Consider the following 17,240-nt stretch of genomic DNA (forward strand, 5'->3'; position numbering starts at 1 on the left):
CCTCTAGCATCGAGCGGACATGATCCTCGCAGCAGACGACACCTCGAAGCTCATCTCGAACGCGTTCACCCAGTTCGTCGACACCTGGCACGTCCCGATCGTCATCGTCATCACGGTCCTCGCCGCGATCGTCGTCCGGCTGGTCCTCCGCCACTCGATCAAGGGCGTCGTCGACCGCATCGTGAACGGCGTGAAGAAGCGCAACGGCGCCACGGACACCCAGGCGCTCGTCGCCTCGCCGATCCAGACCGCCCGCGTCGTGCAGCGCACCAGGACGCTCGGCAGCGTGCTCGAGAACCTCGCGACGGTCGCGGTCGTGATCATCGCCCTCGTGGTGATCATCCCGCAGGTGCTGCCGGGTGCCGCCACCGGGATCGTCGGCGGGGCCTCCCTCGTCGCCGCCGGGCTCGCCGTGGGCGCGCAGTCGATCGTCCGCGACCTGCTGTCCGGCATCTTCATGATCCTCGAGGACCAGGCCGGCGTCGGCGACGTCGTGGACACCGGTCCCGCCACCGGGGTCGTCGAGAACGTCGGGCTGCGGGTCATGCAGATCCGTGACGTCAACGGCATCCTGTGGTTCGTCCCGAACGGGCAGATCCTGCGCGTCGGGAACCTGTCGCAGGGCTGGTCGCGAGTCCTCGTCGACATCACCGTCCCCTACGAGACCGACATCGACGCCGTGCAGGACGCCCTGCTCGCCGCGGCCGTGCGGATGTCGCAGGAACCCCGCTGGCGGCAGCGCATCGTCGAGAAGCCGGAGATCTGGGGTCTCCAATCGATCTCGGACTCCGGGATGGTGTTCCGACTCGTCGTGAAGACCCGCGCCTCCGAGCTCGACGTCGTCGGTCGTGAGCTCCGCGTCCGGCTGAAGCACGCCGTCGACGAGCTCGGCGTGACCCTCCCGGCGATGGCGATGATCATGCCCGAGGGCTGGGAGAACGCCACCTCGATCAACGGGCTCCGGACCGTGCGGACCCAGCCGACGCCGGCGCCGACGAAGCCCCGACGCGGGCGGAAGACCAACCAGTACGGGCAGGCGATCGAGACCGATCGGCACGACTCCGGCCGCCCCGACTCCGATCGACCCGGAACGGGAAGGACCGACGACCGATGAGCGACACCCCTGAACCCGGAACCCCGATGACCGGCATCCCACTCGGCGGCCCCCCGGTGGCCGGCCCCGGTGGCGCGCCTGCCGGTGTCCCCGGGCAGCCGATCACCCTGCGCGTCGGTCGGGACGGCGGGTCGGCGAGCGGGTCGCTGTTCGACCGGATCGGTGGCGCCCCGACCTTCGACCGGCTCGTCCGCCGCTTCTACGAGGGGGTGCAGCAGGACGACGTCATCTGGCCGATGTACCCGCAGGACGACCTCGAGGGTGCGATCTGGCGCCTGTCGCAGTTCCTCCAGCAGTACTGGGGCGGTCCCACCACCTACAGCGAGGAGCGCGGGCACCCGCGACTCCGCATGCGCCACATGCCGTTCCGCATCACGTCCGAGGCGCGGGAGCGCTGGCTGCACCACATGCGCGACGCAGTCGAGTCCCTGCAGCTCGCGCCGCTCGACGAAGCCGAGCTGTGGGCGTACCTCGACCGCGCCGCCCACGCGATGACGAACAGCTTCGACTGACGCCGGAGACGGACTGGAGGCTCGTGGCGGCGCCGCCACGAGCCTCCAGTCCGTCTCAGCGTGCGTACGAGCCGGTGCGGAGCTCGTCGAGCAGGGTGGGTCGGGTCGGGTGCCAGCCGTAGGCGGCACGGGCGTGCGCGCCCGAGCACTCCTGGTGCATGAGCAGTGCATCGGCGAATTCCGTGCCGAGCCGCTGCCGCGAGGCGTCGACGCTCTCCGGCACCACCGGCGACCCGTGTGCGCCCGCCTCGGCCATCTCGCGGACCGTCGGGTCGTCGCCGGTCGCGGCGAGGACGTACCCGTCCTCCGCACCGTGCTCCACGGCCAGCACGTACAGCTCCGCGAGGTCGTCGACGTGCACCGTGGTCCAGCGCTGGGAGCCGTCGCCGACCAGACGGACCTCGTGCTCGCCGTCGCCGACGAACATCGCAGGGATCCCGGCTCCGTGTCCGTACACGATGCCGGGCGCCACGATGGTGGTGCGGACGTCGCTCGCCCGGACGACCGCTTCGTTCGCACCACGCCACGCGGTCAGCGCCGGTGGGGAGGACGGCGACTGTTCGGAGATGTCCGTGGAGTTGCCGAAGGTGAAGATCCCGCCGGTGTGCACGAACGGCTTCGGCGTGCCGCTGAGTGCGCCGAGCACCGTGCGGACGAACGCGGTGTCGACGTCCTCGGCGGAGGCGGTGTGCACGACGGCGTCGGCCTCGTGCGCGAGGCGCTCGACGACCTCGGTGTCGGTCACGTCCTCGACGAGGGCGCGGCCGCCGGCGTCGCGGACGGCCCGGGCCTTCTCGTCGGAGCGGACGATGGCGGTGACGTCGTGCCCGTGGGCGACGAGGGCGCGGAGGACGGCGGAGCCGATGTAGCCGGAGGCGCCGGTGAGGAAGACGTGCATGCTCCCAACCAACCACGCCGGTCGGGGTGGACGCTGCGTCGTCCGGGCTGCTCGGTGCTGCGGAGCCGGACGTCGTCCGCTGCCGGACGTCGCTGGTTGCGGGACGTCGTCCGCTGCCGGACGTCGCTGGCTGCGGGACGTCGTCCGCTGCCGGACGTCGCTGGTTGCGGGACGTCGCTAGCTGAGCGACCAGGCGCGACGCTTGACGAGCACGTGTCCGCGTGAGGTCGTGAGGCGGCTCCAGGGGCCGGTCTCGAACAACCGGACCGGGTCGTGCCCGAGGAACCCGAGGCTCTCCCCCGCGAAGCCGGCACCGGCCGGGAGGTGCTCGACGCCCGGCACCGGACGGCCCCAGACCTCGGACCGGACCTTGCGCACGATGGCCTCGCCGGCGTTCGTCGGGACGGCGTCGGCCACCTCGGCTATGCCGGCCTTCACCGCGCGGCGGAGCAGCTCCGCCGAGACGTCCGGCAGCGGGATCCACCCTCCGCGCGGCGGGGAGATCGCCGCCCAGGTGACGGTGTGCACCTCGTGCGGGATCTCGACCTCGATCGGGGTCGCGCGTGTCGGGTCGGCACCCTCGGCGTGCTCGGCGTCCTGCGCCTCGGCGAGCAGGCGGAGTCGCTCCTGGAACGAGGCGAGGGGCACCACCGCGTCGATCGTCGCGGGCTGCGCCAACGAGAACGTGCGGAGGCCGAGGACCGTGGGGAGTTCGTCGAGCAGCCCGAGCGGGTACAGGATCGCCGTGTACACGGCGAGCACCCCGGAGTCGGCGATGAGACGGACCGAGCCGTCCTCGACGCGCGCTGCACGTCCGAGGTACGTGCGGAGGTCCCCCAGGGAGGCGGCGTCGGGCAGCGTGAACGAGGTGCTCATGTCGTGTCCGATCCTACCGGGGCGCCCCAGTTCGTAGACTGCGTGCGTGGTGAACGGCGAACCGGACTTCCTGCGGACCCTGCGACTCGAGGACACCGGCGCGAGCACGCGTGAGGCGGTCTTCACCGGGGTGAACCACTGGTCGCCCGGCGGCCGGGTCTTCGGAGGTCAGGTGCTCGCACAGTGCGTCGTGGCGGCGCAGGCCACGATGGTCGGTCGTCCGATCCACTCGCTCCACGGGTACTTCCTGCGTCCGGGTGACATCGACGTACCCATCACGTTCGGTGTCGAGCGCATCCACGACGGACGGTCCTTCGCCACGCGGCGGGCCCAGGCGTACCAGAAGGGCACGCCGATCTTCTCGATGATCGCGTCGTTCCAGACCGAGGACGATGGTGTCGAGCACCAGGACCCGTTCCCCGTCGGGCTGCCCGGACCCGAGGCGCTCCCCTCTGCCGCGTCGATCCTGTCGGCGATCGACCACCCCGTCGCTCGGGCCTGGGCGGAACGCTCGATCGACCTGCGGCACGTGGAGGGGCCGGTCTTCGTCGACGTGCAGGGCGAGCACGTCCCGCACCAGGCCGTGTGGTTCCGGGTGCAGGGCGACCTGCCGGAGGACCCGGCGCTGCACCGTGCGGTCCTCGCCTACGCCAGCGACCTGTCGATCCTCGAGCCGATCATGCGTCGGCACGGGGTCGCTTGGGGAACGCCGGGGGTGAAGAGCGCGAGCCTGGACCACGCGATGTGGTGGCACCGGGACGGACGCGCGGACGAGTGGATCCTGTACACACAGGAGTCGCCGAGTGCGCAGGGTGGGCGAGGGTTGGCATTCGGGCGGATGTTCTCCCGGGACGGGCGCCTGCTGGCGAGCGTCGCGCAGGAGGGCATGATGCGGGTTCCCCGCGGCTGACGGCCGGCTACCGCCGGGCGCTGCGGGCTGGCGCGATCGAATCCGGCCGACCCTGGTCGACTCCGGCCGGCTACGGCCGGGAGAACACCACCGGCGGCTCGACGTACGGCTCGCACGCCGCACGCTCGACCGAGGTGAGGCGCCGCGGACGGTTCGTCGCAGCATCGACCATCACCAGGGTCGTCGTGGCCCGCGTGTAGAGCTCCGCCGGTCGGTGCCCCGCCGGCGACCAGACCTCGTAGGAGATGTCGAGGCTCGCTCCGCCGACGTGTCCGATCCACAGCTGGATATCGAGCGGCCGCCGGAAGTACGGCGTCGACGCGAGGTACTCGAGCCGCTGCGCCGCGATCACCGTCATCGTGCCCGACCCGGGTCGGCCGTCGATGATCGGCTCCGGCGCGGATCCCGACTCGTCGACCTCGTCGGGATCCGGCGCCCAGAACGCGAGCACACGGGCTTCTTCCAGCAGGCGCAGCATCGCCGAGTTGTTCACGTGCCCGTAGGCGTCGATGTCACTCCAGCGGATGCGGACCGGTGCGTGCAGCCTCGCCACGTGCGGGTCAGTCCCGCGTCAGCTTGCGGTACGTGGCGCGACCGGGCTTGGCGGCGTCGGCACCGAGGCGCTCGATCTTGTTCTCCTCGTACGCCTCGAAGTTGCCCTCGAACCAGTACCAGTTCGGCGTGCCGTCCTCGTTGAGGCCCTCCCACGCCAGGATGTGCGTCGCGATGCGGTCGAGGAACCACCGGTCGTGCGTGATCACCACGGCACAGCCCGGGTACTCGAGCAGCGCGTTCTCGAGCGAGCCGAGGGTCTCGACGTCGAGGTCGTTGGTCGGCTCGTCGAGGAGCAGGAGGTTGCCGCCCTGCTTCAGCGTCAGCGCGAGGTTGAGACGGTTGCGCTCGCCACCGGACAGGATGCCGGCACGCTTCTGCTGGTCCGGGCCCTTGAAGCCGAACTGCGAGACGTACGCACGCGAGGGGATCTCGGTCTTGCCGACCTGGATGTAGTCGAGCCCGTCGGACACGACCTCCCAGAGGTTCTTGTTCGGGTCGATGCCGCCACGGGTCTGGTCGACGTAGGAGATGTCGACCGTCTCACCGATCTTCAGGTTCCCGCCGTCGAGGGGCTCGAGTCCGACGATCGTCTTGAACAGGGTCGTCTTGCCGACGCCGTTCGGGCCGATGACACCGACGATGCCGTTGCGCGGGAGCGTGAAGGACAGGTCGTCGATGATGACCCGCTCGCCGAACTGCTTGTGCAGCTTCTCGGCGTCGATCACCTGCGAACCCAGACGCGGGCCGACGGGGATGACGATCTCCTCGAAGTCCAGCTTCCTGGTGCGCTCGGCTTCCGTCACCATCTCCTCGTAGCGAGCGAGACGGGCCTTGGACTTCGCCTGGCGGCCCTTGGTGTTGCTGCGGACCCAGTCGAGCTCGGACGACAGACGCTTGGCGAGCTTGGCGTCCTTCTTGCCCTGGACCTCGAGGCGCGCGCGCTTCTTCTCGAGGTAGGTCGAGTAGTTGCCCTCGTACGGGTAGAGACGACCGCGGTCGACCTCGGCGATCCACTGGGCGACGTGGTCGAGGAAGTACCGGTCGTGGGTGACCGCCAGGACGGCACCGTGGTACTGCTGCAGGTGCTGCTCGAGCCACAGCACGCTCTCGGCGTCGAGGTGGTTGGTGGGCTCGTCGAGGAGGAGCAGGTCGGGCTTCTGGAGCAGGAGCTTGCAGAGCGCCACGCGGCGCTTCTCACCGCCGGAGAGGTGCGTGACGAGCTCGTCCCCCGGGGGGCACTGGAGCGCGGCCATCGCCTGCTCGAGCTGCGAGTCGAGGTCCCACGCGTCGGCCGCGTCGATCTCCTCCTGCAGCGTGCCCATCTCGGCGAGGAGCGCGTCGAAGTCGGCGTCCGGCTCGGCCATCAGCGCCGAGATCTCGTTGAACCGGGTGATCTTGCCGTGGATCTCGCCCACGCCCTCCTGCACGTTCTCGAGCACCGTCTTCGACTCGTCGAGTTCGGGCTCCTGCATGAGGATGCCGACGGTGAAGCCCGGCGTGAGCTTCGCCTCACCGTTGGAGGGCTGGTCGAGGCCGGCCATGATCTTCAGGATCGTCGACTTGCCGGCGCCGTTCGGGCCCACGACGCCGATCTTCGCGCCGGGGAGGAACGACATCGTGACGTCGTCGAGGATCAGCTTGTCGCCGACCGCCTTGCGGGCACGGACCATCTGGTAGATGTACTCAGCCATATCGCGGTCAAGTGTAGTGACCCGTCCGCCCGTGTGCGACGAGACGACCACGTCAGGCCGCTCCTCGGTGGAGTTCTTCCGTGGCACGAGCCGCCGCGGACGGTTCCGGGAGGTCGTCGGGCGTCGGTCCTGTGCCGCCGTCGACCACGTCGTCGCCGGAGGAGTCGTCGGCAGTGTCGTCGTGGTCGTCGTCGTCGACCTCTCCGGTCTCGGGATCGACCGAGGGGCCAGGGCCCGGCACCGCGGTCGCCTCGGACGCGTGCCGCGGGACCTTGATCCAGTTGCTGATGCCCCAGGCCAGGTCCTGCCCGAGCGCTTCGGCGTCGATCTCGACGGAGGTGCCGTTGCGCCCGTCGCGTTCCCACGTCCGGATCCGGACACGACCGGTGACGAGGATCCGGTCGCCCTTCTTGACGGACTTGTGCACGTTCGCCGCCAGGGACCGGAACGCGGTGACGGTGAACCAGTTGGTGGGGCCGTTGGTCCAAGTGGAGTTCTGGCGGTCCCAGCGTCGGGACGGTGAGGCCAGACGCATGCTCGTGATGGCGATCCCGGTCTCGGTGACCAGGTGGCGGGGCTCGGTCGCGACGATGCCGCAGACGGTGATGGTGTCGTTCATGGCACCGATCGTCATCGAGCCCCGGCTCGCCATGGCGGGCCGGGGCTCGATGTGTGTGGTGTGGAACCGATCAGGCGACTGTGGAGGAGGAGTCCCCCGAGCCTCCAGGCCGGATCAGTGCGGGTGGAACTCCGGACGTGCCGCGAGCGGCCCGAGTGCGGCGTGGACCGCGCCCTTCGCCGACTCGAGCGAGGGGAACAACCCTCCGCGACCCTCACGGTGTCCGTAGAGCTCGACCCGGAACCCGTCCGGCGCCCGGTGGATCGCTCCCACCGCACCGGCCGGTCCGACCGCGACCCATGTTCCGTCGTTCTGTGTCATCGTTCGACCACCTCCTTGTGGCCCCGACGTCCCGCCCTGTGTGTCAGGACGCCAGGATGTACTGACTGTAGGCCTTGCGGACCTTGTTCACCTTGGGCAGCGCGACTGCGAGGCAGTAGCCCTGACCGGGGTTCTTCGCGAAGAAGTCCTGGTGGTACTCCTCCGCCCGGAAGAACGTGGTGAGCGGCTCGATCGTCGTGACGATCCCGCCGTCCCAGATGTCCGAAGCCCGCTCGATCGCCTTCTCGAACAGGGCACGCTGCTCGTCGTCCGCAGGGAACATCGCCGAGCGGTACTGGGTGCCGACGTCGGCTCCCTGGCGGTTCAGCTGGCGCGGGTCGTGCAGGGTGAAGAACACGTCGAGGATGACGTCCGCCGGGATGACGGACTCGTCGAACGTGACGGCGACGGCTTCTGCGTGCCCGGTGGTGCCGGTGCAGACGGCCTCGTACGACGGGTGGTCCGTCGTGCCGCCGACGTAGCCAGAGACCACGTCCTGCACGCCCTGGAGCGTGCGGTACACGGCGTCGAGACACCAGAAACATCCACCTGCGAGCACGAACGTGGTCATGGGCACAACCTATCTTCCTGGCCTGGTGATGCGGCCTGAGTTCGGGATACGTCCTCCACAACACTCGGACGCACCGTGGTGTTCCCCAGGTCCGTCGAAGTGCCTCGGCGTGTCGGTGGTCGGCCGTAACGTCGACGACACATCGACCAGGAACAGGAGGCACCCCTTGCGGACGATCGCCGAGCCCCAGCTGCAGATCCGGACCACGCGGCCCGTCGCTCGCTCCCGTGGGGACCTCCGGATCCTCGACGTCCGTGACGACCTGTCGCGCGTCACCCGGTCGAACGGCGAGATCGTCGGGTACGTCGACCGGGTGCAGGTCGCCGGTGACGTCGCCTACCGAGCGCGTCGGTACGTCGCAACGGAGCGCCGCTTCATCGAGCTGCCGAACGTCTGGTCCGTCGACGATGCGGTCGACTGCCTTCGCTGGTGAGCACGGCGCTCGACGTGGTTCCACATCGGAACCAGTGACGGCTTGTCCGGATCACCGGACGGCCTCCCCCGGAACCGACCGCCTCGTGAGTAGGGTGCGCGCATGGACTGGTGGAACGACCTTCGCGACTGGACCTCGTCGGACACGGGCTGGCGGGTGATCTCGGGAGCGCTGATCCCCTTCGTGGCGATCGTCGTGGCGGGCGTCATCGCCGCGCTCATCGGCCGTGGTGCGACCAAGCGCGTCGTGAGCCTGCACGAGCGGGAGGCCAAGAACGCCGCAGTCGCCGGGATCATCTCGGCGGCGCGTAAGGCTGCGACCTGGGGGACACTCGGCCACGACGAGCGCGGCTACGCCGACCACCTCGCCGAGGACGCCGACATCCGCCTCCGTCTGCTCCCCGTCTCCGGCGCATCGCTCGCCGCGAACTGGACGCAGCACGAGATCGCGGACATCAAGAAGAACTCCTCGACGTTCAGCTTCCAGGCCGACCAGTCGCTGGCCGAGTTCCGGGACCGTCTGCTCGAGTGGCAGTCGCGGCCGGGCAAGGCGCGGAAGCTGTTCAAGTACGACCTGGAGCGGTGGAAGTTCGAGTCGCCGGATCCGGACGCCGACCTCATCAAGCGTCAGCAGGACTGGAGCGCCGACCAGGCGTCGGGCAAGCGCACGCCGGACGCTGCACCCGCTCCGACGCCGACCACGACGTCGTTGCGCCCCGCTCCGGCGACGTCCTCCGCGCCTGCCGCCGGTTCCGCCGCCGTGCCGGCAGCGACGCGCGGCTCCGACCCGCAGGCGACCACGCCGATCTCCGGCGGCTCGAACGCTCCGACGCGCTCCTTCGGCGACGGCTTGACCCGCCCCTACGGCGACGACCAGCCTGCTCCGGTCCGTCCGACCCTCGGTACCCCTGGCGTCGCCGCCGGCAGCACGACAGAGGCTGGCGGTCCGTCGGCGACCAGTCCCGCCGACACGGACCAGGACAACGCCGACGTCATCGACGAGCAGGCACCGGCGGCCGACCGTCCCCAGTCCCCGTCCTCGGCACCGCGCGGTCCCGACGAGGATCGCGGCGGACGTCCCGCGGTGTCCGTCGACGCTGCAGGGACCACCTCCACCACGTCCATCCCGACACGGATCGCGGACGCACCGGCCGAGCCCGCTGACGCGAACGAGACATCGGAGGCGCCCTACACGCAGCCCATCAGCGCGAACGAACTCCGACGTCGCGCCGAGGACGACGAGTAGGTCGCACGCCCGAACCACACGAAGGCCGCCATCCGAACGGATGGCGGCCTTCGTCGTCAGTGCCCCCGGCAGGAATCGAACCCGCGGCACGGTGGGTAGAAACCACCTGCTCTATCCACTGAGCTACGGAGGCGGACGACCTCGATTCTATTCCGACGGCTCGGACAGCTGGGGGACCCACGCGTCGACCTCCGCCTGCGATCGGAGGCGCACGATGCGCAGGTGCGGGGCGGACTGCTCGAGTGGCGGCACGAGGGCTCGGAACTTGTGCCGACCGCGGAACCCCCACCGGATGATGTGGTCCCGATCGAGGAAGATCCTCCACAGCGGCGGCTCGATGTTGCCGTTCCACAGCTCAGTTCGCCGGAGGCGACGTCGGATCGTCCGTCGAACGAGACGCCAGAGAGCCACCGGGACGGGCAGGTCGAGCCAGACGAGGGTGTCCGCACGGCTGGCGAGCAGTTGTTGCACGCGGTGGTACTGCCACTCCGTGACCCAGGCGTGCCCAGCGGTGAAGGCCTCGACGTCGGCGTCGAAGGTCGGCCTCGGGACCCACCCGGGACCGTGGAAGAGGCTGTCGATCTCGGTGTGCAGGATGCCGAGCGCGGAGGAGATCCGGCGGGCCGTCGAGGTCTTCCCGACACCGGTCACACCGGCGACCAGGACACGGCGCGGCCGCGGGACGAGGACGTCAGCCGCTCCGAGCATCCGTCAACCGTACTTCGGGCGAGTGCCGCGCGCGGGCGCTCGGCACATCGCCCACCCCGGGTCGAGCGGCGATGGCCGGGCGGGCTACGGTCGAGCGGGCGAAATGCCTGTGTCCGAGCGGCGTCCGACCACGGCATTTCGCCCGTTCAGCGGAGGGGTGGGGCGTTACACCGCTTTCGCGGGACGAACATCAGGCGCGCGACGGTCGAGCGGGCGAAATACCCGCGTCCGGGCGGCGTCCGACCGCGGCATTTCGCCCGCTCGGCGGAGGCACGGAGGCTCGACGCGGCGGGGCGGAGGGACCGCGGACGCGGGAGGCGTGGCGGAAGCGAGCCGAGCCTCCAGGCCGGGTCAGGCGACGGCGCGCGCGATGGCGACCAGGAGCTGGTCGCGGGTGGGGACCCCGGGAGAACGGAAGACCTCGGCCCCGTCCACCCCGCGCACGATGATCGTGGGGGTCGAACGGATGCCGAGGTCTTCCGCGTCGTCCGGGTGGGCTGCGACGTCGCGCTCGGTCACGGCGAGCCCGGGGACCAGACGCGACGCATCAGCGGCCACCCGGCGGGCAGCGGCGCACGGTGCGCAGAAGGCGGAGGTCCAGAGGTCGAGCTGCATGTGACGGTGCAACGCCGGAGCGTACGGGACTACTCCCGGTCGAACTCGCCGCTGCGGTCGCCGCGGTCCTGCAGGTCGTCGACGGGGTCGGACTCGCTCGGCTCCCACGTGTAGTCCACGGAGACCTGGTCGACCACGTGACGAGAGCCGGTCGCACGGTAGGTGAAGGCCGTCTGGAGGCCCTCGACGTCCGCGTACACCGTCACCTCGTCGTCCACCGTGTCGCTCGTCGCGGTGCGGGTGTCGGTGGTCCCGTCGAACGGGCCACCGTGGAAGATCGCGGTGTACTCGGTGCCTTCGGTGATGCTCATGTCGCTCATTGGTCACTTCTACCAGGACGACCTGTTGCAAGATGCATAGCGTCGCTATATAGTTCAGCTATGGAATCAGTGCGGGACCAGACCATCGAGACGCTCCTCGTGTCGGTGAACCGTCTGATCCGTACGGCTGCTCAGGCCACGGGCAGCACCACGTCGTCCGCCGTGTGGCGCACGCTCGGGATCCTCGCCACCGACGCACCGCTCCGACTCGGGGAGCTGGCGAAGGCCTCGCGTGTCGCCCAGCCGACGATGACCAGACTCGCCGCGGGGATGCTCGCCGACGGGCTCATCTCGCGGACCGTCGATCCCGACGACTCCCGTGGACAGCTCATCGAGATCACCGAGGCCGGTCGGACGCACCTCGCCGAGTGGCGCACCACCCTCACACGCACCATCGGACCGCTCTTCGCCGATCTCGACGACGACCAGTGGGACGTCCTGCACGAAGCATCGGCCCTCATCGCATCGAGGACCAGAACGGAGATCACCGCGTGAACGCGCACGCCCCCGCCCAGTCCGGCGGCAGCATCCTCAAGCAGTCCAAGGCGGTGTGGGCGATCGCCTTCGCCTGCGTCGTCGCCTTCATGGGCATCGGCCTGGTGGACCCGATCCTCCCGGCCATCGCGTCTTCGCTGAAGGCGACGCCGGCGCAGACCGAACTCCTCTTCACCAGCTACCTCGCCGTCACCGGCGTCGCGATGTTCTTCACGAGCTGGGTCTCGAGCCGCATCGGCGCGAAGCGCACGCTCATGATCGGTCTCGCCCTCATCGTGGTCTTCTCGGTGCTCGCGGCGACGTCGAACAACGTGTGGACGATCATCGACTTCCGTGCCGGATGGGGGCTCGGGAACGCACTGTTCATCTCCACCGCGCTCGCGACCATCGTCGGCGCGGCATCGGGCGGGACGGCCTCGGCGATCATCCTCTACGAAGCGGCACTCGGCCTCGGGATCGCGGTCGGGCCGCTCGTCGGTGGGCTGCTCGGCTCGGTGAGCTGGCGCGGACCGTTCTTCGGTGTCACGACCCTGATGGCGATCGCGTTCATCGCCGTGGCGGTGATGCTGAAGTCGTCCGGGCTCGAGAAGCCGACACCGACGAAGCTGTCCGCGCCGTTCCGCGCGCTCGGCCGACCGGCGCTGGCCGCCCTCGCCGCGACCGCGCTCTTCTACAACATCGGCTTCTTCGTCCTGCTGGCCTACACGCCGTTCCCGCTCGGGTTCGGTGCGCTCGGCATCGGGTTCACGTTCTTCGGTTGGGGTGTCGGGCTGGCGATCACCTCGGTGTGGGTCGCGCCGATGCTCACCGCGCGGCTCCGACGGACGACGGTGCTCCGGATCGCCCTGCCGCTGCTGGCGCTGGACCTCTTCGCCGCGGCCATCGTGGTGCGGTCGCAGGTCGGGCTCATCGTCTGCGTCGTGATCGGCGGGCTCGTGCTCGGTGTCCTCAACACCGTCCTGACCGAATGCGTCATGGAGGCGACCGACCTCCCTCGTTCGGTCGCGTCGAGCGCGTACTCGGCCGTTCGGTTCATCGGTGGTGCCATCGCCCCGCCCGTGGCGACCCTGCTGGCTGACGCGTACTCGCCGAGCGCCGCGTACGTCTTCGCGGGTGCATCCGTCAGCGTGGCCTTCGTGGTGACCATCGTCACCGCCCGGGTGCTCCGACGGGTCGACGACGGGGCGGAGCCGGCGGCCGTCGAGGCGCAGGCGGTCGCTGTGGGTGAGATGTCCTGAGTCTGGGCCGGTTCCGCGCAGCTTGATTGGTCGAGCTCGGGGTTCGAAGCGACCGGAACCCGGGCTGCGGCTGTCGTCGCGGAGCGAGTGTGGGTCGGGCTGATCGGGGTTGCAACGGGCTGCGCATGCATGTCTGCGCGTGCTTGAGCGGGCGGGGTGGTGCGTGCTTGAGCGGGCCGGGGAGGTCTGCGCGTGCTCGAGCGGGCGGAATACCGCGGTGATCCGAAGTGCGGACCACGGCATTCCGCCCGCTCGGCATGCGGCGTCCGAGCTCGGTCGCTGGCGGATGCCGAGGTCGGTGGGCCGGACAGGTCGAGCGGGCTGAATGACCGGGTGGTGCGCTGCATGGACCGCGGCATTTCGCCCGCTCGCCCTAGACCCCTGACCTCGACCCCGGCCCCGGCCTCGACCTCGGCCGCGGCCTCGACCTCGACCCGCGACCGCAACCCAGTGCCCGAGTCCGACCCGCCGGCCGCCCGCCCGAGCCCGCCCGCGCCGACTCGTCCGGCCCGACTCCGCGCCGGGAATAGGATCGAGGGCATGGCAACCGCGAATGACCGCCTCGTCTGGATCGACTGCGAGATGACGGGCCTCGACCTCGAGGTCGACGAACTCGTCGAGGTGGCCGTGGTCATCACCGACTTCGACCTGAACCCCGTGCACCCCGGGTTCGACATCGTCATCAAGCCGGACCAGTCCGCGCTCGACAACATGAACGAGTTCGTGACGAACATGCACACGACGTCCGGTCTCATCGAGGAGATCCCGAACGGCGTCTCCCTCGCGGACGCCGAGTACCAGGTGCTCGAGTACATCCTCGCCCACGTGCCGGCCGAGGGCACCGCTCCGCTCGCGGGCAACACCATCGGCACCGACCGCTCGTTCCTGTCCAAGTACATGCCGCGCGTCGACGGACATCTGCACTACCGGAGCGTCGACGTGTCGAGCATCAAGGAGCTCTGCCGTCGCTGGTTCCCGCGCGTGTACTTCAACGCGCCCGAGAAGCACGGTGGGCACCGCGCCCTCGCGGACATCCTCGAGTCGATCCGCGAGCTCGAGTACTACCGCCGCGCGGGCTTCGTCGCCGAGCCCGGTCCGACGACGGACGACGTCAGGGCCATCGCCGCCGACGTCGTCTCCGCGTGGGAACCGCGTCTGGCCCAGCAGCCCGCCGAGTAGTGTCCCGCGGGGCCGCCCGCATGTACTACTATTGAGTGGTTGCCCGGGCTGACCGGTGCACATGGTGGGTATAGCTCAGCTGGTAGAGCGCTTGGTTGTGGTCCAGGAGGTCGCGGGTTCGAGCCCCGTTACTCACCCCAGTCGTTCGGCCCCGGTCTTCGGACCGGGGCCGTCGTCGTTGCTAGGGACGGTCGGTCCGGACGACCAGGTCGGTGTGCCACGATCGGTGCCGTGATGGAGATGTCCGCCGACGACTTCGAGGCCCTCGTGACCGACGAACTCGACCTCCTGCCCGACGACATGGTCGACGGGCTGGACAACGTCGTCTTCGTCGTCGAGGACGAGCCGGAGGACGGCTCGGCGCTGTTCGGCATCTACGACGGTGTGGCCCAGACCGAGCGCGGCCAGTACGGGTTCGGCGAGCTCCCGGACCGGATCGTGGTGTTCCGGAAGCAGCACCTCGCCGAGTGCGACACGGTCGACGAGCTCCGCGACGAGGTGCACACCACGCTCGTGCACGAGATCGGGCACTGGTACGGCATCGACGACGAGCGGCTGCACGAACTCGGCTGGGCCTGAGCCCGCCCCCGATCGGAGGATCAGGAGCGCAGCACCACGTCCGCCAGCTGCTCCGGGTCCTCGGTCGCGATGAACGCGTCCTCCTGTCGTGCCCATCGCTCCCACTCGGCGGCGAACACGGCGCCGTCGCGGTCGAGTGCCCGCCGTCGGCGGACGTCGTCGTCCGCTCGGAGCCACACCCGGAGCGACGCGAGCGGAGCCGATCCTCGCGACAATGCTCCGCATCCCTCGACGACGAGGGGCGCGGACGGGTCGAGTGGCACCCAGTCCGCCGGCTCGGAGCGAGCCCAGTCCCATCGGCGGTACCCGGAGGGCGGCCCGAGCAGGTCGTCGACGACGGCCCGTGCCGCGGCGTCGAGGCCGTCCCAGCCCGGGTAGACGTCGTCCAGGTGGACGACCCGCCACCCGAGCGACGTCCCGAGGGCGTCCCCGAGCGTGGTCTTGCCGGTTCCGGATCGTCCGTCGACCAGGACGACGGACCGGCGGGCGGCACCAGGCGGAGCCGACCGTGCGCGGGCGGTGAGGGACGCGACGGCGACGAGCCGAGCCTCCCGTCCGACCAGGTCAGGCACGCCACGTCCCTGCCGCGACCGCCACCGCGATCGACACCAGCCCGATCCCGACGAGGACCGCGACCATCAGCCACTCGGGGGATGCGAAGCGCGCCGGACGTGCCCAGGTCCTCCGGCCGGGCGCTCCGAAGCCACGCGACTCCATCGCCACGGCGAGCATCGTCGCGCGGCGGAGCGCCAGCACCAGGAGCGCGAACGCCATCGAGGCCCCGCGCCGGAGGCGCCCGCTGTCGGCGAGTCCGCGCGCACGACGGGCCATGCCGAGCTGCCGCCAGTCGTCCCCCAGCAGGGTCATCATCCGGATGGCGGCGAGCGCGCCGAGGACGAACCGCGCGGGCAGTCGGAGGATCTGCGCGAGCCCGTCGGCGAGCTCCGTCGGGTCGACACCGATGAACAGGGCGACGCTCGGCAGGCCGACCGCGAGCACGCGCAGCATCGTCGCGGCGGCCAGCACCAGTGAGCCGTCGGTGACGTGCGCGAAGCCGAGGTCGAACCACTCCCGCCCGGAGGCGCGACCGTACAGCGCGATGCTGACACCCGTCAGCGGAACGGCGACCAGCACGGGCGAGGTCCGCACCAGCAGCGTCCGGAACGGGATCCGCAGGAGGGGCAGGAGCGCCAGCTCGATGAGGACGGCGACGGCCGCCGAGACGACGTCGAGGCTGAGGACGAGACAGATGCCGAGTCCGATCACACCGAGCATGGTCGCCACGGGCTGGACGGCGCGGACGCCGTGCTCGGTCCGGACGGGAGGCTCGGATCGCCACGACGGGACGGCCTGCGGTTCCGAAACGGTCACCTCGTCACCTCCGTGGTCGGCTTCCACAGGTCGGACCGGTCCGACGACGGCGCTCGGGGCGCCGTTCGTGCTGCGGCCTCGGCTCCCGTCGTGTCCCGCTCGGCAGGTGTGGCGGACGTCGCGCTCAGGACGACCTCGTCGGCGTCGAGTGCACGGACGAGGTCGCGGTCGTGGGTGACGGCCACCACGGCGGTGCCGGCATCCGCGAGGGCGCCGAGCCGGTCGACCACGGCCTGCCACGTCGCGCGGTCCTGTCCGGAGGTCGGCTCGTCGAGCACGATCACCGGTGGACGCGTGGCGATCACGGTGGCGATGGCCAGTCGTCGTTGCTCGCCGCCGGACAGCGTGAACGGGTTCGCGTCGGCGAGGTGGGTGAGACCGAACGCCTCGAGGAGTTCGTCCACGCGGTCGGCGACGTCCGGGAGGCCGAGCGCTTCCGGGCCTGCGGCGATCTCCTCGCGGACGGTGCGTGCGACGAACTGGTGCTCCGGGTCCTGGAAGACGGTGCCGATGCGGGCGGCGAGCTCGCGGCTCCGCCAGCTGTGCGGGGTGGGGCCGGCCTCGCCCGCGAGGCTGCTCGTCGCGCGCAGTGTCCCGGCGGCGGGGCGGAGGAGCCCGGCGAGCGTCAGTCCGAGCGTCGACTTGCCGATGCCGTTCGGTCCGGTGATCGCGAGCACGCGGCCGGCCCTGACCTCGAGGTCGATGCCGCTCCCGACGCGCTGGCGTTTCCCGCGCGCGGTGGCGAGTCCCGTGGCGACGAGGAGTCCGTGCGAGTCGCCCTCGGGCTGGCCGTGCGCGGTGCGCTCGTCCGCGGGCCGCTCATCCGCGAGCGGGCGGATTCCCCCGGTCCGCGCCTCCCCCGACCCCGGCATTTCGCCCGCTCGACCCGGCGCAGCGAGACCCCGCCGGTCATCCGCGGCACGCCCATCCGCGAGCGGGCGGATTCCCCCGGTCCGCGCCTCCCCCGACCCCGGCATTTCGCCCGCTCGA

At 70.5% G+C, this 17,240-nt stretch carries 22 protein-coding genes and 2 tRNA genes; 10 read left to right on the forward strand and 14 right to left on the reverse strand.

Annotated features, from left to right (window positions below; genetic code table 11):
• Positions 1-19 precede the first annotated feature (19 nt).
• Both FS641_RS12530 and FS641_RS12535 read left to right on the forward strand, forming a co-directional pair.
• Positions 20-1,114 carry a mechanosensitive ion channel family protein gene (locus FS641_RS12530; RefSeq protein WP_144764274.1) on the forward strand — a complete coding sequence of 365 codons (1,095 nt, stop codon included), beginning with the start codon at positions 20-22 and terminating at the stop codon, positions 1,112-1,114.
• Between the two features lie 26 nt (positions 1,115-1,140).
• Positions 1,141-1,626 carry a globin gene (locus FS641_RS12535; RefSeq protein ID WP_186317756.1) on the forward strand — a complete coding sequence of 162 codons (486 nt, stop codon included), beginning with the start codon at positions 1,141-1,143 and terminating at the stop codon, positions 1,624-1,626.
• Between the two features lie 55 nt (positions 1,627-1,681).
• On the opposite strand, the gene FS641_RS12540 is transcribed toward FS641_RS12535, so the two are convergent.
• Together FS641_RS12540 and FS641_RS12545 are read right to left on the reverse strand one after the other, a co-directional pair.
• Positions 1,682-2,524, reverse strand: a complete 843-nt coding sequence (locus FS641_RS12540; protein ID WP_144764278.1) for an NAD-dependent epimerase/dehydratase family protein — start codon at positions 2,522-2,524, stop codon at positions 1,682-1,684.
• Between the two features lie 177 nt (positions 2,525-2,701).
• Entirely contained in the window at positions 2,702-3,400 is a 699-nt protein-coding gene (locus tag FS641_RS12545; RefSeq protein WP_144764280.1) for a hypothetical protein, read from the reverse strand.
• Between the two features lie 49 nt (positions 3,401-3,449).
• Between FS641_RS12545 and FS641_RS12550 the strand changes: the two genes are divergently transcribed.
• Complete coding sequence (locus tag FS641_RS12550) at positions 3,450-4,310, forward strand: acyl-CoA thioesterase II (RefSeq protein ID WP_144764610.1); 861 nt, start codon at positions 3,450-3,452, stop codon at positions 4,308-4,310.
• Positions 4,311-4,380: 70 nt separating this feature from the next.
• Here FS641_RS12550 and FS641_RS12555 read toward each other — a convergent pair whose 3' ends face one another.
• From FS641_RS12555 to msrA, 5 genes are all read right to left on the reverse strand, one after another.
• On the reverse strand, positions 4,381-4,863 hold the full coding sequence (locus tag FS641_RS12555; RefSeq protein WP_144764282.1) for a thioesterase family protein: 483 nt from the start codon (positions 4,861-4,863) through the stop codon (positions 4,381-4,383).
• Between the two features lie 7 nt (positions 4,864-4,870).
• Entirely contained in the window at positions 4,871-6,556 is a 1,686-nt protein-coding gene (gene ettA, locus FS641_RS12560) for an energy-dependent translational throttle protein EttA (protein ID WP_144764284.1), read from the reverse strand.
• Positions 6,557-6,608: 52 nt separating this feature from the next.
• Positions 6,609-7,175, reverse strand: a complete 567-nt coding sequence (locus FS641_RS12565; protein ID WP_186317741.1) for a single-stranded DNA-binding protein — start codon at positions 7,173-7,175, stop codon at positions 6,609-6,611.
• 114 nt (positions 7,176-7,289) lie between these two features.
• Positions 7,290-7,496, reverse strand: a complete 207-nt coding sequence (locus tag FS641_RS12570; RefSeq protein ID WP_144764288.1) for a methyltransferase — start codon at positions 7,494-7,496, stop codon at positions 7,290-7,292.
• Between the two features lie 43 nt (positions 7,497-7,539).
• Positions 7,540-8,067, reverse strand: coding sequence for a peptide-methionine (S)-S-oxide reductase MsrA (gene msrA, locus FS641_RS12575; RefSeq protein ID WP_144764290.1), 528 nt, complete (start codon positions 8,065-8,067; stop codon positions 7,540-7,542).
• 166 nt (positions 8,068-8,233) lie between these two features.
• On the opposite strand from msrA, the gene FS641_RS12580 reads away from it, so the two are divergent.
• Together FS641_RS12580 and FS641_RS12585 are read left to right on the forward strand one after the other, a co-directional pair.
• Positions 8,234-8,500: a hypothetical protein gene (locus FS641_RS12580; RefSeq protein ID WP_144764292.1), complete on the forward strand. Its 267-nt coding sequence runs from the start codon at positions 8,234-8,236 to the stop codon at positions 8,498-8,500.
• A gap of 102 nt (positions 8,501-8,602) precedes the next feature.
• On the forward strand, positions 8,603-9,745 hold the full coding sequence (locus FS641_RS12585; protein WP_144764294.1) for a hypothetical protein: 1,143 nt from the start codon (positions 8,603-8,605) through the stop codon (positions 9,743-9,745).
• 60 nt (positions 9,746-9,805) lie between these two features.
• On the opposite strand, the gene FS641_RS12590 is transcribed toward FS641_RS12585, so the two are convergent.
• The 4 genes from FS641_RS12590 to FS641_RS12605 all read right to left on the reverse strand — a co-directional run bounded on the left by FS641_RS12590 (position 9,806) and on the right by FS641_RS12605 (position 11,379).
• A tRNA-Arg gene (locus FS641_RS12590) sits at positions 9,806-9,878 on the reverse strand.
• Between the two features lie 14 nt (positions 9,879-9,892).
• Entirely contained in the window at positions 9,893-10,453 is a 561-nt protein-coding gene (locus FS641_RS12595) for an AAA family ATPase (protein WP_144764296.1), read from the reverse strand.
• A gap of 351 nt (positions 10,454-10,804) precedes the next feature.
• Complete coding sequence (locus FS641_RS12600) at positions 10,805-11,080, reverse strand: glutaredoxin domain-containing protein (protein ID WP_313957801.1); 276 nt, start codon at positions 11,078-11,080, stop codon at positions 10,805-10,807.
• 17 nt (positions 11,081-11,097) lie between these two features.
• The gene (locus FS641_RS12605) at positions 11,098-11,379 is read right to left on the reverse strand and encodes an oligoribonuclease (RefSeq protein ID WP_144764298.1); all 282 of its coding nucleotides are present in this window, start codon (positions 11,377-11,379) and stop codon (positions 11,098-11,100) included.
• 69 nt (positions 11,380-11,448) lie between these two features.
• On the opposite strand from FS641_RS12605, the gene FS641_RS12610 reads away from it, so the two are divergent.
• The 5 genes from FS641_RS12610 (at position 11,449) to FS641_RS12635 (ending at position 14,879) form a co-directional block, all read left to right on the forward strand.
• On the forward strand, positions 11,449-11,883 hold the full coding sequence (locus tag FS641_RS12610) for a MarR family winged helix-turn-helix transcriptional regulator (RefSeq protein ID WP_144764300.1): 435 nt from the start codon (positions 11,449-11,451) through the stop codon (positions 11,881-11,883).
• Positions 11,880-13,121, forward strand: a complete 1,242-nt coding sequence (locus FS641_RS12615) for an MFS transporter (protein ID WP_144764302.1) — start codon at positions 11,880-11,882, stop codon at positions 13,119-13,121. The genes FS641_RS12610 and FS641_RS12615 overlap by 4 nt, the downstream gene beginning before the upstream one ends.
• A gap of 540 nt (positions 13,122-13,661) precedes the next feature.
• Positions 13,662-14,300, forward strand: coding sequence for an oligoribonuclease (gene orn / locus FS641_RS12625; RefSeq protein WP_144764304.1), 639 nt, complete (start codon positions 13,662-13,664; stop codon positions 14,298-14,300).
• Between the two features lie 64 nt (positions 14,301-14,364).
• A tRNA-His gene (locus FS641_RS12630) sits at positions 14,365-14,440 on the forward strand.
• Positions 14,441-14,534: 94 nt separating this feature from the next.
• Positions 14,535-14,879: a metallopeptidase family protein gene (locus tag FS641_RS12635; RefSeq protein WP_260855827.1), complete on the forward strand. Its 345-nt coding sequence runs from the start codon at positions 14,535-14,537 to the stop codon at positions 14,877-14,879.
• Positions 14,880-14,899: 20 nt separating this feature from the next.
• Here the strand turns inward: FS641_RS12635 and FS641_RS12640 are convergent, their stop codons facing one another.
• From FS641_RS12640 to FS641_RS12650, 3 genes are read right to left on the reverse strand one after another with little or no spacing between them, the layout of a single operon-like run.
• Positions 14,900-15,451, reverse strand: a complete 552-nt coding sequence (locus tag FS641_RS12640) for an ATP-binding protein (protein ID WP_260855810.1) — start codon at positions 15,449-15,451, stop codon at positions 14,900-14,902.
• The gene (locus FS641_RS12645) at positions 15,444-16,250 is read right to left on the reverse strand and encodes an energy-coupling factor transporter transmembrane protein EcfT (protein WP_144764309.1); all 807 of its coding nucleotides are present in this window, start codon (positions 16,248-16,250) and stop codon (positions 15,444-15,446) included. Before FS641_RS12645 ends, FS641_RS12640 begins: the two co-directional genes overlap by 8 nt.
• Complete coding sequence (locus FS641_RS12650) at positions 16,247-17,122, reverse strand: ABC transporter ATP-binding protein (RefSeq protein WP_260855811.1); 876 nt, start codon at positions 17,120-17,122, stop codon at positions 16,247-16,249. Before FS641_RS12650 ends, FS641_RS12645 begins: the two co-directional genes overlap by 4 nt.
• Positions 17,123-17,240: the final 118 nt, after the last annotated feature.

The sequence above is a fragment of the Curtobacterium sp. 9128 genome, assembly GCF_007673775.1.
In the GTDB taxonomy this organism is placed as follows: domain Bacteria; phylum Actinomycetota; class Actinomycetes; order Actinomycetales; family Microbacteriaceae; genus Curtobacterium.